Origin of the sequence: Alcanivorax sp. (assembly GCF_002726155.1) — a bacterium.
GTDB lineage: Bacteria > Pseudomonadota > Gammaproteobacteria > Pseudomonadales > Alcanivoracaceae > Alcanivorax.
In genome coordinates this window covers 39,137-53,806 of sequence record NZ_PBSH01000017.1, presented here as the reverse complement: position 1 = coordinate 53,806, position 14,670 = coordinate 39,137, and the positions used below count along the sequence as shown (strand labels likewise).

13 protein-coding genes are annotated in these 14,670 nt (G+C 58.7%); 9 read left to right on the top strand and 4 right to left on the bottom strand.

The features are described from left to right. Positions 1-72 precede the first annotated feature (72 nt). Positions 73-1,092, bottom strand: a complete 1,020-nt coding sequence (locus tag CL546_RS05280; RefSeq protein WP_290493457.1) for a tetratricopeptide repeat protein — start codon at positions 1,090-1,092, stop codon at positions 73-75. Then, positions 1,076-2,575 carry an adenylate/guanylate cyclase domain-containing protein gene (locus CL546_RS05275; protein WP_290493456.1) on the bottom strand — a complete coding sequence of 500 codons (1,500 nt, stop codon included), beginning with the start codon at positions 2,573-2,575 and terminating at the stop codon, positions 1,076-1,078. The genes CL546_RS05280 and CL546_RS05275 overlap by 17 nt, the downstream gene beginning before the upstream one ends. 218 nt (positions 2,576-2,793) lie before the next feature. Here CL546_RS05275 and CL546_RS05270 point away from each other — a divergent pair, with 218 nt between their 5' ends. Next, positions 2,794-3,762, top strand: a complete 969-nt coding sequence (locus CL546_RS05270; protein ID WP_290493454.1) for an alpha/beta fold hydrolase — start codon at positions 2,794-2,796, stop codon at positions 3,760-3,762. Next, positions 3,752-4,249, top strand: a complete 498-nt coding sequence (locus tag CL546_RS05265; RefSeq protein ID WP_290493452.1) for a nucleoside triphosphate pyrophosphohydrolase family protein — start codon at positions 3,752-3,754, stop codon at positions 4,247-4,249. Before CL546_RS05270 ends, CL546_RS05265 begins: the two co-directional genes overlap by 11 nt. A gap of 200 nt (positions 4,250-4,449) precedes the next feature. Here the strand turns inward: CL546_RS05265 and CL546_RS05260 are convergent, their stop codons facing one another. Beyond that, entirely contained in the window at positions 4,450-6,456 is a 2,007-nt protein-coding gene (locus CL546_RS05260) for an SDR family oxidoreductase (protein ID WP_290493451.1), read from the bottom strand. Positions 6,457-6,690: 234 nt separating this feature from the next. On the opposite strand from CL546_RS05260, the gene CL546_RS05255 reads away from it, so the two are divergent. The 6 genes from CL546_RS05255 to CL546_RS05230 all read left to right on the top strand — a co-directional run bounded on the left by CL546_RS05255 (position 6,691) and on the right by CL546_RS05230 (position 11,464). Beyond that, complete coding sequence (locus CL546_RS05255; protein ID WP_290493450.1) at positions 6,691-7,323, top strand: TetR family transcriptional regulator; 633 nt, start codon at positions 6,691-6,693, stop codon at positions 7,321-7,323. Between the two features lie 115 nt (positions 7,324-7,438). Continuing rightward, entirely contained in the window at positions 7,439-7,768 is a 330-nt protein-coding gene (locus tag CL546_RS05250; RefSeq protein WP_290493449.1) for a hypothetical protein, read from the top strand. Positions 7,769-7,836: 68 nt separating this feature from the next. Beyond that, complete coding sequence (locus tag CL546_RS05245) at positions 7,837-8,520, top strand: nitroreductase (RefSeq protein WP_290493447.1); 684 nt, start codon at positions 7,837-7,839, stop codon at positions 8,518-8,520. Between the two features lie 90 nt (positions 8,521-8,610). Beyond that, positions 8,611-8,973, top strand: a complete 363-nt coding sequence (locus tag CL546_RS05240) for a putative quinol monooxygenase (protein ID WP_290493445.1) — start codon at positions 8,611-8,613, stop codon at positions 8,971-8,973. Between the two features lie 188 nt (positions 8,974-9,161). After that, the gene (locus CL546_RS05235) at positions 9,162-10,091 is read left to right on the top strand and encodes an AAA family ATPase (RefSeq protein ID WP_290493443.1); all 930 of its coding nucleotides are present in this window, start codon (positions 9,162-9,164) and stop codon (positions 10,089-10,091) included. Continuing rightward, entirely contained in the window at positions 10,091-11,464 is a 1,374-nt protein-coding gene (locus CL546_RS05230) for a vWA domain-containing protein (protein ID WP_290493442.1), read from the top strand. Before CL546_RS05235 ends, CL546_RS05230 begins: the two co-directional genes overlap by 1 nt. A gap of 36 nt (positions 11,465-11,500) precedes the next feature. Here CL546_RS05230 and CL546_RS05225 read toward each other — a convergent pair whose 3' ends face one another. Beyond that, positions 11,501-13,921, bottom strand: a complete 2,421-nt coding sequence (locus CL546_RS05225) for a hybrid sensor histidine kinase/response regulator (protein ID WP_290493440.1) — start codon at positions 13,919-13,921, stop codon at positions 11,501-11,503. A gap of 136 nt (positions 13,922-14,057) precedes the next feature. Between CL546_RS05225 and CL546_RS05220 the strand changes: the two genes are divergently transcribed. Next, positions 14,058-14,609 (top strand): porin family protein, encoded by a 552-nt coding sequence (locus CL546_RS05220; RefSeq protein ID WP_290493438.1) that lies wholly within the window; start codon positions 14,058-14,060, stop codon positions 14,607-14,609. Positions 14,610-14,670 lie beyond the last annotated feature (61 nt).

Below are 14,670 nucleotides of genomic sequence, written 5' to 3'. Positions count from 1 at the left end.
TGCTGAGGACTTAGAGCAGAGAGGTTTCATTCGCTCCCTCAGAGGAAATAACACTCAGAAGGCAATGCCTTGTCAGGATTGCTGAAGGCTGCGCAGATTGCTCAGCACACGCTGGCTGCGTTCCAGTTTCTTGTTGAGCTCTTCGTTGTCCGGGTACAGCGGCGCGACCTGTTTCCATATCCGGTAAGCCTCGCGGTACTGGCCGCGGGCATAGAGGGCCTCCCCGGTGTTCATCTCTTCTGCAAACCGGCGGCGGCACCATTGCTCCAGTCGTTTGCGATGGCTGGCCAAGGCGGGGTTGCCTTGGTGTCGGCTCAGGAACGCACGGGCGGCGAGCAGGGATTGCAGCTGGCCGTTGCGCTGGTAGCGGCTCATTAGTTGTTCTGCTTCGGTTTGCAGGGCCAGGTTACGCTTGGCGCGTGCGCGCTGCTCTTCGTTGTTCAGCACTTGCTGGGCCTGGGCCAATACCGGAGATGGTTCGGTCTGGGGGGCCAGCTGATGGGCAGAGCGCAGCAGGTCGCGGGCCAGCATCCACTGTTCCCGTTCACCAAAATATTCGCCCAGCGTGGTCAGGTCCAGGATCAGCTGCTGGCGTTCCTCGGCCAGGGTCTGGCGTTCTTGCTTGGCGTCGACCGCGTGAAAGTTGGCCAGTTGCTGTTCCAGCCTGTCGTTGGCCAGCATGGCCGTCGCCTGAGCCTGGCGTCTCTCTGCCAGTAGCTGGTTCAGCTGGCGCTCTTCCAAAGTCGTCAGGGCGGCGCTCAATTCATCCATGGCCGCCGGGTTCAACACCTTGTCGCGGTTATCGTCCAGCAGCCTGAAGGCGTCCTCCCACTGCTGTTTCCTGCCCAGTTCCTGTGCCTGCTGAATGATGTGCTGGCGGTAGGCCTTGCTGGCCTGGCGAATACCGGGGTATTGCTCCTGCAGGGCGGGGTATTCCGGGTGCCTGGGTTTGGTCTGTTCAATAATGGTTGCCGCCCGGGCGTAGTCGTGCTGCTCCAGGGCGGCGCTGATATCGCTTTCCGGGTGGGGGTTGCCGAAGGTTGCACAGCCAGCCAGTACCGTGGCCAGGCTCAGGCTACTCGCCTTGTACACGTTGATGCTCCGTGTTCAGTTTTGCCAGAAACTGGGCAATACGTTGTTCCATCAGGGTTTCCGACAGGGCATGAACACCGTCAATGCGGTGAGTGCTGACCGGTTCGGCCTTGCCGCGAATGCGCATGGCGCCGAATTCCGTGGCGCGCACCCGGGAAGCAATGTTGGGGTTGGATAGGAGGGGGGCGGCGGCAATGATCTCGTTGCCGCCAGCCATGTTCGATAGTCGCGAAGCCAGGTTAACCGCATCGCCAACCACGGTGTACTGCATGCGATCACGCGAACCCAGGTTGCCGGCCAGCATGTCGCCGGAATTGATGCCGATGCGGAACGCCACCGTGGTTTCGCCACGGGCGTTGCGGTATTCATTAAGCCGTTCCACCAGCCGCTGGATCATCACCGCACAACACAAGCCGTGGAATAGGTGCTCGTCATCTTTCTCCGGTACGCCAAAGACAATCATGGCGCAATCGCCCATGTATTTGTCGATGGTGCCTCGGTAAAAGCTGGTGGCGGTGGTGATAGCATCAAAGTAGACGTTGAGCATGTCGGCAATGGCATCCGGGGCCAGATTCTCGGACAGCCGGGTAAAGCCGACAATATCCGCGAAGACCACGGTGGCGGAAACGTCGCGGCCACCTAGCTGCACTTGATCCAGGTCAGCCATCATGTTGCGGGCCACAGAGGGGCTGACGAAACGTTGTAGCACCCGTTCCACCTGGTCTTTTTCCAGCATGCCGTGAGCCATGGTGTTGTAGGCCTCGATCAGGCCGCCGATTTCATCGTTACGGCGGTCCTGAATGCGATAGTTCAAATCGCCTTTGCGCATGGCGCTGGTGGCGGCCAGCAGATCATGAATGGGCTGGGCGAGCCGGCGGCTGATCAGGAAGGCAACGATAATGGCAATCACGCTCATGATCAGAGTGGCAGTCACCATGGTGTCCTGCACGGCCTGGCGGGCCGCCATGATCGGGCGGTCAGACAGGGAGATGGCAGTGTGCCCGGCCACTGCATCGCTAATCTTGATGGGGGCGTAGTAGGTGGTGACCGGCTCGTCTTCCAGGCTCCAGCGCTTTACCTGCTCGTGCAGTGGGCTGGCGGCCAGCGGCAGAATGCCGGCCTTGTCGATCAGGTTTCCGTCCCGGCCGAACAAGGCGGCGCCGCGAACACTGTCGCTGCGGCTCAGGTTGTTGAGCTGAACTTTGAGAAAGAAGGTGTCGTCAGCGAGCAGGGGTTCGCGGGCGGTGTTCGCCAGCTGCTGGGCAATGGCGGTGCCGAAGCTGTCGGCCTGGTCGCGCATGCGGCTGAGCTGATTATTGAGCAGCAGGGTGCCGAGGATGGTCATTCCGCAGAGGATCAGCAAAGAGATGGACAGCCCCAGTTTCCAGGCCACCGGGAAATACGCAGGCACATAGGGAGCCAGCCACTCGCCGAGGCGGGTGCGTGGGGGGCTGGATTGTTCAGGTCCCTTTGGCGTATTCACGTTGCATCCCTGGTGTTGCTGTGGGGGTGGATCTCCGTGTTTCTGTCAGCAAGCAGGTTGGCGCAGACCGGAACCCGTGGGCTTCGGTCTGTGCTTGTCAGCGGCAGTTCTTGCTGTCAAATTCAGGCATGTGTCTTATGCCAACAATAGCATTTTCGTCGTGCCGGGTAAGTAGCCGTCTGACTGTTTATTGCCCGGCCCTGAATTAGGATATGAGTATGGCGTTTACGCGAGAGCGGCAGGTCCCCGCGAATGGGCTGGATTTCTTTGTGGCGGAGGCCGGTGAAGCCGGCGCCCCGCTGGTGCTGTGCCTGCATGGGTTCCCCGAATGCTGGGCATCCTGGCGATACCAACTGCCGGTGTTGGCGCAATCTGGTTATTACGCGGTGGCTCCGGATCTGCGGGGGTATGGCTTTACCGGTGGCCCCAAAGAGGTAGATGCCTACCGGCAGAGTTTGCTGGTCGAGGATGTGATGGCGCTGATTCAGGCGTTGGGTTATGAAAGCGCTATCTTGATGGGGCATGACTGGGGATGCGGTCTGGCCTGGCAGGTCGCACGGCAACATCCGGAAGCTATCAAGGCGGTGATTGGTATGTCGGTGCCCTATGGTGGGCCGGCTCCGGAGCCGCCCACTGCGGCCATGCGCAAACTGTTTGAAGACCGTTTTTTCTACATGCTCTACTTCCAGCAGCCGGCCTTGCCGGAGCAGGAGCTGGAAGTCGATGTGGCCCATAGCTTGCGATGCATCTTCCATGGTTTGTCGGCGGATGGCATTGCGGATTTCAATGTGAAGCCGGATGACACCGGTTTCCTTCAATCCATGCCGGTGCCGGAGGCTCAGCCGCGCTGGATGCGCGAGGAAGATCTGGCTTATTACGTGGAACGTTTTGAGCACAGTGGCTTTACCGGGCCAATCAACTGGTACCGTGGCATGGATGCGTCCTGGCAAGAAAGTCGTGACGACAGCAACTGGCAGATCACGATGCCGACCTTGTTTATCGGGGGGTTGCAGGACCCGGTAATCATGTTTGGCCAGAAAGCGCTGCAGCGCATGCCGGATTATATTCCGGACCTGCGCACCGTGATGCTGGATCAGTGCGGTCACTGGATCCAGATGGAGCAGGCGGCCGAAGTGAATCGGGAAATCCTGGCGTTCCTGGAGGAGATTCAGGTTGATGGGGAATAGCGTCAGCAATTTTGACAAGGTGGGAGCGTTTCATCGGGCCTTTTCCTTGCCGGTGGAACCGACGCCGATGGTGCCAGACGATGCCACTGTGCGTTTGCGGCTGGCCCTGTTGCTGGAGGAGTTTCATGAGCTGGCCGAAGCGACCTGCCAGGAGGCCAACGAGAATCAGCAGGCGTTTCTAGCGACTCTGGCCAAGGCCCGCGAGCAGCTGGAAACGCTGGACGGTTTTCGGGTGGACCTGGTGGAGGTGGCGGATGCGCTCACCGATATCAACTATGTCACCTACGGTGCCGGGCACACCTTTGGTATCGACCTGAATGCCTGCTGCGAAGAAGTGCATCGCAGCAATATGAGCAAGCTGGGCGCTGATGGCAAGCCGGTGAAGGATGCACGCGGCAAGGTATTAAAGGGGCCTGATTATTCGCCGCCGGAACTGAAGGCGGTATTGGCGGCGCAGGACGAAGTTGGCGTGCGCAACGATCCGTAATCCTGATCCATATCAAGGCGAGGCGGGGGCATGCGCGGCACTATGGCTGCGGGATTTGATCCCGCTGCGTATGCTTCCGGTTGTCTCCGGAAACAGTTAAGGCCCCGTTTTCGGGGCCTTTTTTTTGCTGTTCTGCGGTCGCAACACGCTTCACGCAGCACGCTGTGATGCCAGGTGCATGTCGCGTGAAGCGTCTCCCTTTACCAATGGATCCCTTTGAACAACCGTGAGAAAGCGGCCTGTTCGCGGCGAATCTTCTTCGGTGTCCCTTCTTTGCCCCCCAGGGCGGCAGAGGAATCAGAGAATAGTTTGTACCCGGTATTCATGATGGTTTCGGTGACCCTGGGGGTGATGAAGTGCATTACCTGCCCCATGACACCAAGATTGGTGGCGATGCGTTTGGGTTGACGCACAATGGCGTCGCAGATCATGTCCGCCGCCTGGGTGGGGCTGATGGTTGGCACGTGGTTGTAGATCTTGGTGGGCGCGATCATCGGTGTGCGCACCAGCGGCATGTTGATAGTAGTAAAACGAATTCCCTCGTGGGCCAGCTCGCTGGCGGCGCAACGGGTGAATGCATCCAGTGCGGCTTTGGACGCCACGTAGGCGGAAAAGCGGGGCGCATTGGTGAGCACGCCGATGCTGGAAATGTTGATCACGTGGCCGCCGCCATTCTCAATCATGCTGGGCATCAGTTGCATGATCAGCCGCAGGGCGCCGAAGTAATTGAGTTGCATGGTGCGTTCGTAATCGTGGAAACGGTCAAAAGCATGCACCACGGAACGGCGAATGGAGCGCCCGGCGTTGTTCACCAGAATATCCACATGGCCATGGTCGGCAAGAACCTGTTGAACCAGGTTGTCCACGTCGGTCAGGTCGGAGACATCACAGCTATAGGCCTGTGCGGTGCCGCCCAGCTGGTCGATCTCGTGCAGGGGTTCTTCCAGTTTTTCGGCAGTACGGGCAATAACCAGTACTGTGGCGCCGGCGCGAGCCAGCTTCAGCGCGCTGGCCTTGCCGATACCGGAGGTGGCACCGGTGACCATGACGACTTTGCCTTCCACCCGTTCGGGCAAGGTGGGTAGCGGTTGCAGTTCATCCTTGCGCTCGCCGCGGTCCGGGTCCAGGTGGTTTTCCCAGAAATCCCACAGTTGCTGGATATAACTTTCCAGCTCGGGCGCCGCGATGCCGGTGCCTTCCAGGGCTGCTTTGGCGCGGCTGTTATCGTACTCGGTGGGGAAGGTGAGGAACTTCATGGCCGAGGGCGGAATGTCCAGGTTGTCCAGGGCGGCATTGACCAGCAGGTTGGGGGTCATGGCACTGACGCCTTTGCGAACAAACCCGGGCACGACGTCGAATAGCCGGTTTTCCAGCTTCAGGGCCATGCGCGGGGCCTGGGCTGCACCGGCGATAATGTCCATGATTTCGCCCAGGCTGTAGCTGCGGTCTGCGGTCAGGTGGAAGCATTGGCCGTCGTGGTCAGGCTGGTGGGCAATGTGATCCAGGGCATCCGCCACGAAATCCACCGGCACTACGTTGAAGTGGCCGCCCTCCACACCGATCAGAGGCACCCAGTTGGGCAGCACGTCTTTCAGCTTCTGGATGAACTTGAACAGGTAGTAGGGACCGTCCACCTTGTCCATGGCGCCGGTTTCGGAGTGGCCGACGACCATGGCAGGGCGGTAGATACGCCAGGGGATTTTGCTTTCCTGGCGCACCAGCGCTTCGGATTCGTGCTTGGTCAGCAGGTAGGCGTCATCCAGCCCGGTGGCTTCCTCGAACATGTCTTCGCTAAAGGTGCCGTCGTAAAGGCCGGCGGCGGCGATGGAAGAGACATGATGAAAGTGACCGGCCTGAATTTTTTCAGCCAGTTTCAGCGTTTGTCGCGTGCCTTCGATGTTGGTGTAGCGCTGGGTGTTTTCATCGGCGGTGAGATCATAAATGGCGGCCAGATGGAAGAAATGATCGATTTGTCCGTTCAGGTCATCCTGATCACGCTTGCTCACGCCCAGCAGCTTTTCGTTGATGTCGCCATGAATGGCCACCAAACGGTCGGCATCCACACCAAGCCGGCTGCGCAGGGCATCCAGCTTGTACTCGGAGCCACAGCGAACCAGGGCAAAAACACGCGCATCGTCGCGTTTCAACAGGCGGCCAACCAGAAAACGGCCGATAAACCCGGTGGCACCGGTAACGAAATAGTTCATTGCTTTCCCCTTGTGCTTCCTTGCTGCCTGCTCGGGCAGGCAGGTTGTGTTGTAGCGCTGTCTGATCATGCGCCGTGATCAGGCCGTGTGCCAAATCTTCGGCCTTACATTTGTAAGGTGAATTCTCTTCCAGCTAACAAGTGTTTGTCAAAGATTGTTTTGTAACCGCTGTTCTGTTGCGCTATGGCCGTCGTTTATGGGATTATTTAACTAACATTCGTTAGTGATACTGTTATGGCTGAAACAGCGCGACAGCGCCAGAAACGGCAAACCCGGGAGCGGATTCTGGAATCCGCCCGACATTTGATGGCGGGGGGGCGTGGCCTGGACAGTCTGGGCCTGCGAGAGGTGGCCCGGGAAGCCAGTCTGGCAGCCACGTCCCTGTATAACCATTTCCCGGATATGGAAGCGCTGGGGCTGGCGCTGATTGACTCCTGTTGTTTTCGGTTGCGCTCTGCCATGGAATACGAGCGGCGCAGCATGATCGAGATCGGTGCGGCCCAGGCAGTGCAGGAGCTGGTCGGACGGTTTTCCCGTTACATCGCAGAGAACGGCAATGATTTTCGCCTGCTGGTGCAGCAGCGTCTGGGTAGCCATGACCGCTACCGGTTGAGAATTCAGCGCGAATTACAGTTGCTGGTGGACGAGCTGGCCGAAGACGTGCGACAGGCCGTGGCCAGCCAGGGGCGTGCCCAGGTGCCAGCGGAACAGGAAGCGCAAGCGGCCATTGCGATCATGTTCGGCGCCGGCATTTCCATGCTAGATAGCAGCCCTGCTGCACGCCGTGTGCTGGCCGATCATGCCTGCCTGCAGCTGGAAATGATGGCATTGGGCGGCAGGCAGATGGCAGTAGGTAATCGGCTATGAAATGGCGGTTTGTGACGTGATTCGTGGGTTCGTGCCGCAAAATGCACTAAAAAGGGTCGCTAACTCAGCAACGTTAATACCGCAACGTTGCCGCCGATTGCCACAGGAGGTGGCGATGCCTTTCGATCCCAAGGACCCGTACGACGCCGCTGCGCTGTATGACATGTGGCTCAATTGCAGCCGTTGTCCTGTCACCTTTGATTTTGAACCCGGTGGTGAGGTGAATCTGGATTATTACCACCGTATCGGTCAGCAGGCCCGGCTTGATAAGTGGGCGGTGCTGCCGGCCCGCAATCACGGTGATGAACTGGTGTTCAACGTGCTTTGCCCTGACTGTGCCCGGCGCTTTGGGGTGGATGGCTGCGACGGCCGCATGGAGCTGGCGGCACCGGTGATTGATCAAATCTGCCAGGCCATGCGTGACGCGTCCGAACAAGCGGCCTGATCGCTACGGTCATCGTGTCTGTCCTCTTGCCCCGGTAGACTCGGAGCGAGTTTTGACAGGAGCCCCTGATGACCGCCCACGATATTTCCCTGGCTGATGCCATGATCCAGCGCCGCTCGGTACGCGGCTTTACCGATAAACCGGTGCCCAGCGAGGTGCTGGACGCGGTATTCTCACTCGCCCAGCACTCCCCCTCCAACTGCAATATCCAGCCCTGGAAAGTGTGGGTGGCTTCCGGTGCCGTGCGTGATGCGCTGCGCGAGCGCATGGTGGAGAAGGTTACCCAGGGCGTTCCTTTTGCTCCGGATTACGACAGCCTGCCCCGTTTCGAGGGGGTGTACCGGGAGCGGCAGGTGGATTGCGCCATGGCGCTATACGGCAGTATGGGTATTGCCCGCGAAGACCGCCCCGGTCGCCAGCGTGCAGAGCTGCGTAATTTCCAGTTGTTTGATGCACCCCATGTGGCGTTTATCGGCATGGAGCGGGACTTCGGTGTCACCGTGGGTCTGGATGTGGGCATGTATGTGCAGTCATTACTGCTGTCGATGAGTGCCTATGGGTTGGGCGCCTGTGCCCAGGGGAGCATGCGTTATTATCCCGACGATGTGCGGGAAATGCTGGGGATTCCGTCCAGCACGGCCATCGTGTTGGGGATCAGCTTTGGGTACGAGGACCCGGATGTCGCGGCGAACAGGGCTCGCGTAGATCGGGTGCCTGTCTCCGACTCAGTGCAGTTTTGCGATAGCGTGTAGCCGTCGGGGCCACGCGCTGAAGACAGGGAGGGCCGGCAGTCGCAGCGCGATTGTGCTACAATGGTCGTTTTCCCAGCGTAGTGACCCTCAATGATCATAGTGAAAGGCTCCTTTCCCGTGAAAGAAGACGAACAGCCCCAGGCATTGGAGCTGGTGCAGGCGCTTGCCAGTGCGTCGCGGGGAGAGCGAGGGTGTCTGGCCTACGAGGTCTATCTGCAGGCGGATGCGCCCAGGGTGATCATGGTGTGGCAGCAGTGGTCAAACCTGGATGCGCTGGAAATCCATTTTGGCTCCGAGCATGTGGACGCCTTTCTCGATGCCATTCCCGACATGATTGATGGCGATGTCACCTCGGCCCGTTTTGATGTGTCGAGCATGGATGGCGATCCCATTGTGGAGGATGTCAGCGAGATCGCCCCTGTGGTGCTGGCGGATAACATCATTCTGCATTGATGCACAGGACGAGCCGTTCTGTGCCCGTCTATTGATCCTTCTTCTTCGCTGATTTTTGGCATGCCGCCGTTTCCGGTCGGTGTTGTGTCGTGGTTGGCCAGTGTCTCCCGTCGTGCTCTGCGTTACTCTGTCTGGCTCAGGCAAGGTCCGGCTCTCGCTGTGCCTTGGCAAGGTTGTCAGGAGTGTCCATGAAAACCCGTATCGACTCCGTCGAAGACATTATTCGCAGCTTCTCCGAGCAGGGCTACATTTGCAGTGAGCGCATTGCGCTGGCGGTGTACCTGGCGGCGCAGCTGCATAAGCCTGTGCTGGTGGAAGGTCCGCCGGGCGTCGGTAAAACCGAGCTGGCCAAGGCTGCCGCCGCATTTCTGGAGGCGCCGCTGATCCGCTTGCAGTGCTATGAAGGGCTGGATGAAAGCCGGGCGCTGTACGAATGGAAGTACGGCAAGCAGTTGCTGTACACGCAACTGCTGCGTGACAAGCTCGGTGGCATGCTGGCCGATACGGATAGTCTGGAAGCCAGCATGGATCGCCTGGGCGACCTGGGTGAGGCTTTCTACAGTGAAACCTTCCTGGAGCCGCGCCCCTTGTTGCATGCGTTGCGCAGTGAGGAACCGGCGGTACTGTTGATCGATGAGATCGACAAGGCGGATCAGGAGTTCGAGGCGTTTCTGCTGGAGCTGTTGTCAGATTTCCAGATTTCCATTCCCGAGCTGGGCACGGTCAAGGCTCGCCATCAGCCCCTGGTGTTGCTGACCAGTAACGACCAGCGTGAGCTGTCCGATGCGCTCAAACGCCGCTGCTTGCACTTGTATATTCCCTATCCCGAAGCCGAGCTGGAAGCGAATATCGTGGCGGCACGAGTGCCAGATCTGGATGCGCGTCTGCGTGACCAGTTGGTGGCGTTTATCCAGTACCTGCGCGAGCAGGACATGAAAAAATTGCCGGCCATTTCCGAAACCCTGGACTGGGCCCGGGCCCTGGTGTTGTTGCATGCGGATTCGCTGGAGCAGGAATTGGTGGCGGATACGCTCAATCTGGTTTTGAAGACCGAGCAGGACGTGACGTTGGCGCGGGAATTGTTGCCTGCCTGGTTGCGCAAACTGGGCAAACGCTGATGCCGGTTCGTCGCCTTTCAGAATTTGTGCAGGCGCTGCGTGGTGCGGGCTTGCGGATATCGCCGGATGAGGCCACCCAAGGCATGGATGCGGCGGCGCTGGTGGGGTATCAAGGGCGGCAACGCTTCCATGATGCGTTGGCGATGACGCTGGTGAAGCGCGAAGAGGATCGCCCTGCATTTGAGGAAACCTTTGCACGTTTCTTTGCGGTGACGTCCGGCGTGGCGTCGGCCGGACCGCAAGACAGCGCCATGCCGGCGCCTGTAGAGGGTGCGGGCGACCCGGCTGCGCAGGTGGATGACGGGCAGGCGGGGGATGGCGCAGAGAGCGATACTCCCGACCTGACCACACAAACCCCTGCCGAGCTGGACCAGCGGCTGGCCGAGGCCGCGGCACAAATGGATTTCACCCAGATGGAGGTGATTACCCAACAGGGCCTGTACACCCGTCGTTTGCTGATGAACATGGGCATGGGTGCGGTGGACGACCGTATTCTGCAACTGGATCAGGGCGATGCGACGCGGCAGGTGCGGGCGGAAACACTGCGTCAGTGGCGGCGGGAGGTGCGTGAGCAGGCCGCCGACCATGTGCGCCGCCAGTTTCTGCTGCACGGTGCCGGCAAGGGCCGGGCGTTGCGCGAGCAAACCATGCGCGCGGTGCCGTTCCGCCACTTGCGTGAATTCCAGGAAGTGAAAACCCTGGTGCGTCGCATGGCTCGACGCCTGGCCAGCCTGCATCAGCGGCGCATGAAAAGAAGTCGTCGCGGCATGCTGGATGCCCGGCGGACCCTGGTGGCCGGTATTCGTCACGATGGGGTTCCTGCCCGATTGCACTGGCGCCAGCGGCCTGTGCAGAAAAGCAGGGTGATGGTGATTTGTGATGTTTCCAGCTCGGTGAGTGATGCCGCCCGCTTTCTTCTCCAGTTTCTCTACGCCATGAATGATGTGCTGCCACGGGTGCGCAGCTTCGCGTTTGCATCACGGTTTGATGAAATCAGCGAGGATTTTCAACGCTACAGCCCGGACGTGGCGGTGGGGCGGGTGCTGGATCGCCTTTCTGGCAGTGGTACCGATTACGGCGAAATGTTTGCGGATTTCTGGCGCCGTTGCGAGCGGGAGCTGGATAGCCACACCACCGTTATCATTCTCGGCGATGCCCGCAACAATTATCTCCCGGAAGGTGCGGAGGTGTTGCAGCAAATTCGTCGGCGGGTGAAGCAGGTCTGGTGGCTGAATCCGGAAGCTCGCTCGCGCTGGAACAGTGGCGATGCGGTGATGGATCGTTATTTGCCCCACTGCCGGCTGGCGCGCCAGTGTGCGTCGTTGGACGATCTTGAGCGGATTGTGGATTCGTTGCTCAAGGGGTTGAACTAGCAGGTTGCTAGCATAGTGTTATTCAGGGATTAGTCATTACGGTTTTTTTGGCGGCCGTGTCCCGCCATCACGGAGGATTTGCCGCAAGGTGGTTTGCAGGCGTGCCAGGTTCACTGGTTTGGCCAGATGCCCGATCATGCCCGCATCGTGGCAGGCATGGATCTTGTCCGGTATGGCGTGGGCTGTGAGGGCAATAATGGGCACCCAGGGCAGGCGGCCTTCCTGCTGAAGCTTGATCACTGCCCGCGAGGTCTCAAAGCCGTCCATGTCCGGCATTTCGCAATCCATTAGTACCAGGTCGAAGGGATGTTCTGCGGACATCAAGACGGCGATCGCTTCCAGCCCGCTCTCCGCAACTTCCGTCTCGTAGCCCAGCTTCTGGCACAGCCCTTCGGCCACCATCAGGTTGATGTGGTTGTCGTCCACGATCAGCAGGCGGCTGCCGGACAGGCCTGGCAGGCTGTCTGCGACGGGTTCCGAGGTAAAGGTATCGGCACGTTCCGTGGATGGGATGGGGAGCCGGAACCAGAAGCGCGAGCCCTGTTTGGGTTGGCTGTCCACACCGATTTCTCCTCCCATGATCTCTACCAGTTGACGGCAAATGGCAAGCCCTAGGCCGGTGCCGCCATAACGTCGACTGGTGGAGCTGTCGCCTTGCTGGAAGTGATCGAAGAGTCGGCGTTGTTGTTCTTCGGAGATGCCGATGCCGCTGTCCTGTACCTCAAAAAAAGCGTAATCCGCGTTGTCCGAGTCCCGTTGTACCCGCACGGTGATGGTGCCGTTGTCGGTGAATTTCACTGCGTTGCTGACCAGATTTACCAGAATTTGTCGTAGCCGCACCGGGTCGCCAAGGCAGCGTTCACCCACGTGAGGGGCAATTTCCAGGGTCAGGGTGTTGGAGTGAACGTGCGCCTTGTGCTGGAACAGGGCCAGGGATTCATTGATCAGGTTAAACAGGTTAAAGCTGGTTTGCTCAATGGGCATTTTGCCCGCTTCGATACGGGAATAATCGAGAATGTCGTTGATCAGGTTTAGCAGGCTGTTGCCGGACTGTTCAATCACGTTCAGGTTGTGGCGTTGGTCATCATCCAGGGGGGTGCCCTTGAGCATGTCCACGGTGCCGATAATGCCGTTTAGTGGTGTGCGGATTTCGTGGCTCATGACTGCCAGAAATTCGCTGCGTGCACTGAGTGCGGCGTTCAGCTCGCCGGTGCGTTCGGTGACGCGCTGCTCCAGCTCTTCGTTGGCTTCACGCTGAATGCGCGCGTTTTCGCTTTTCAATACGGTCATGCGATGGGCCAGCGCAAACGACAACAACAGCGCTTCCGTAAAGGTGCCAAGCTGCATGACGTTTTCCAGTATCCAGCCGCCATCGATAAGCTGAAAGGTTTTCAGAATATAGGCGGTGGTCGCCAGTGCCACGGCAGTGAATGCCAGCAAAAAATAACGGGCCGGGCTGTAGCCCTGTCGGATCAACCAGATAGACAGGGCGATGGCGATAAGCGGCCAGGGCAGGATAACGGCGGTGCTGGCCTGGATGAAAAAATGAAAATTGACCAGAGTCAGCGGTGCAAAGAGCGCCAATACGCTGGCGGTGGCCACCAACCAGCGGTTGATGGCGGGCGCGCGCTTTTTCAGCTCCAGAAATTGGCAAGTAAACAGAATGGAAAATGCCAGCGTGAGCAGATTCAGGATGGGTAATGAGTAATGGTTCCACAGCGTGGCCTGGGGCCAGAGCCACTGATAGCTCAGGCCTTCCCGGGTAAACAGGTTCAGGGTGAACGTGCCCAGATAGAGAACATAAAGCAGGTAACTGCGGTCCCGGATGGAGACAAATATCAGCAGGTTGAACAGGAAAATGGCCACCATGGCGCCGAAATACAGCCCATGAAAAATGGACACCTGGGTGTCTTGCTGATTGAAGGCGATGGGAGACATCAGCGAGATTGGCAGCTCAATGACATTGTCGCCCTGGGCACGCAGCAGTAGATAACGTTGCGCATTCACCGGCAAATCAAGGGTGGACACCAGGTGATTGTGGGCAAAGGTGCGGGTGTCGAAGGGAACGCGATCACCAAGGCGGTTGTGCCACAGCCGTGTGCCTTGCCGGTCGAACAGGTAGAGGTCGAGATAGTCCAGATGGGGGCGTCCCAGCCGGACAAACCACAAGGCCTGTTGGCTCTGGTTGTCGATCGGTACCAGAAACCACTGCAATCCTTCACGAAAGCCCAGTGAAGGGTACTTGTCGTGAATTTCTTCGCCTTCGCCATCGATAAAGGCCTGCAGGGCCATTTTCGGGCTATAGGCGTGCTGGCTATCGGCGAGCCATTGCATGCCGAGGGACGCCTGGTAGCTGTCCTGGTTGTCGGTGAGGGTCAGGCTGTGGGCTGACGTGGCCAGCACGAGCAGCAAAAGGCTGGCAATCCCCTGCCTGAAGATGACGAATCCCTGTGTCATTCCCGATCCTGTTATCACTGTTATGTGGATACGGAGTTGGTGTTATTGATTCATTTTACAGAATTTACCGTAGTCACTGGAACTGTGCGACAAACAACGTCTCGAAATGGGTGACTTAACGGAAAAGGAGTCCTGTATGAAAGTCATTATGCGTAATGCACTGGTTCTGTCCTGTTCACTGATTGCTGCTCCGGGTGCGTTTGCGGCCGGTCCTTACATTGGTGGTAACTACAGCCAGATTCAGTACGACAATGAAGAGTTTGACACGGACACCCTGAAAATTGACTCGGCCACGGTGAGTGCCGGGTTTGAGTTTACCGATTTTCTGGCGCTGGAAGCGCGTGGTGGCTTGGGGTTTGATGAAGATTCCCAAGGTATCGCGGACTTCGAAATGGACCACCTGTACGGGGGGTACGTGAAGCTCGGCGCGCCCATTGGCGAAACAATTCGCCCGTATGTCATCGGCGGTTATACCAAGGTGAAAGGCAAGGTGTCGGCCAATGGTACGGTAGCCGGTGTAGATTACTCCTTCAGCGATACCGAAACGTTTGAAGACGAGTCTTATGGTGCGGGACTGGATTTCAATATTACCGATACCGTTGGCGCCAACCTCGAATACATGCGCTATGTGGATACCGATGAAGAAGAAATTTCCGGTATCAGCGTGGGGTTGCGTTCCGCGTTCTGATTGCCGTAGCCAACACAAGGATACGAAAAGCCCCTCCGAGTGAGGGGCTTTTTTGTGGTGG

Coding starts and splice junctions, on each gene's coding strand:
- CL546_RS05230 (WP_290493442.1), top strand. CDS start 10,091: ATGCCGGTTCGTCGCCTTTCAGAATTTGTGCAGGCGCTGCGTGGTGCG.
- CL546_RS05255 (WP_290493450.1), top strand. CDS start 6,691: ATGGCTGAAACAGCGCGACAGCGCCAGAAACGGCAAACCCGGGAGCGG.
- CL546_RS05270 (WP_290493454.1), top strand. CDS start 2,794: ATGGCGTTTACGCGAGAGCGGCAGGTCCCCGCGAATGGGCTGGATTTC.
- CL546_RS05250 (WP_290493449.1), top strand. CDS start 7,439: ATGCCTTTCGATCCCAAGGACCCGTACGACGCCGCTGCGCTGTATGAC.
- CL546_RS05235 (WP_290493443.1), top strand. CDS start 9,162: ATGAAAACCCGTATCGACTCCGTCGAAGACATTATTCGCAGCTTCTCC.
- CL546_RS05260 (WP_290493451.1), bottom strand. CDS start 6,456: ATGAACTATTTCGTTACCGGTGCCACCGGGTTTATCGGCCGTTTTCTG.
- CL546_RS05240 (WP_290493445.1), top strand. CDS start 8,611: ATGATCATAGTGAAAGGCTCCTTTCCCGTGAAAGAAGACGAACAGCCC.
- CL546_RS05245 (WP_290493447.1), top strand. CDS start 7,837: ATGACCGCCCACGATATTTCCCTGGCTGATGCCATGATCCAGCGCCGC.
- CL546_RS05265 (WP_290493452.1), top strand. CDS start 3,752: ATGGGGAATAGCGTCAGCAATTTTGACAAGGTGGGAGCGTTTCATCGG.
- CL546_RS05225 (WP_290493440.1), bottom strand. CDS start 13,921: ATGACACAGGGATTCGTCATCTTCAGGCAGGGGATTGCCAGCCTTTTG.
- CL546_RS05220 (WP_290493438.1), top strand. CDS start 14,058: ATGAAAGTCATTATGCGTAATGCACTGGTTCTGTCCTGTTCACTGATT.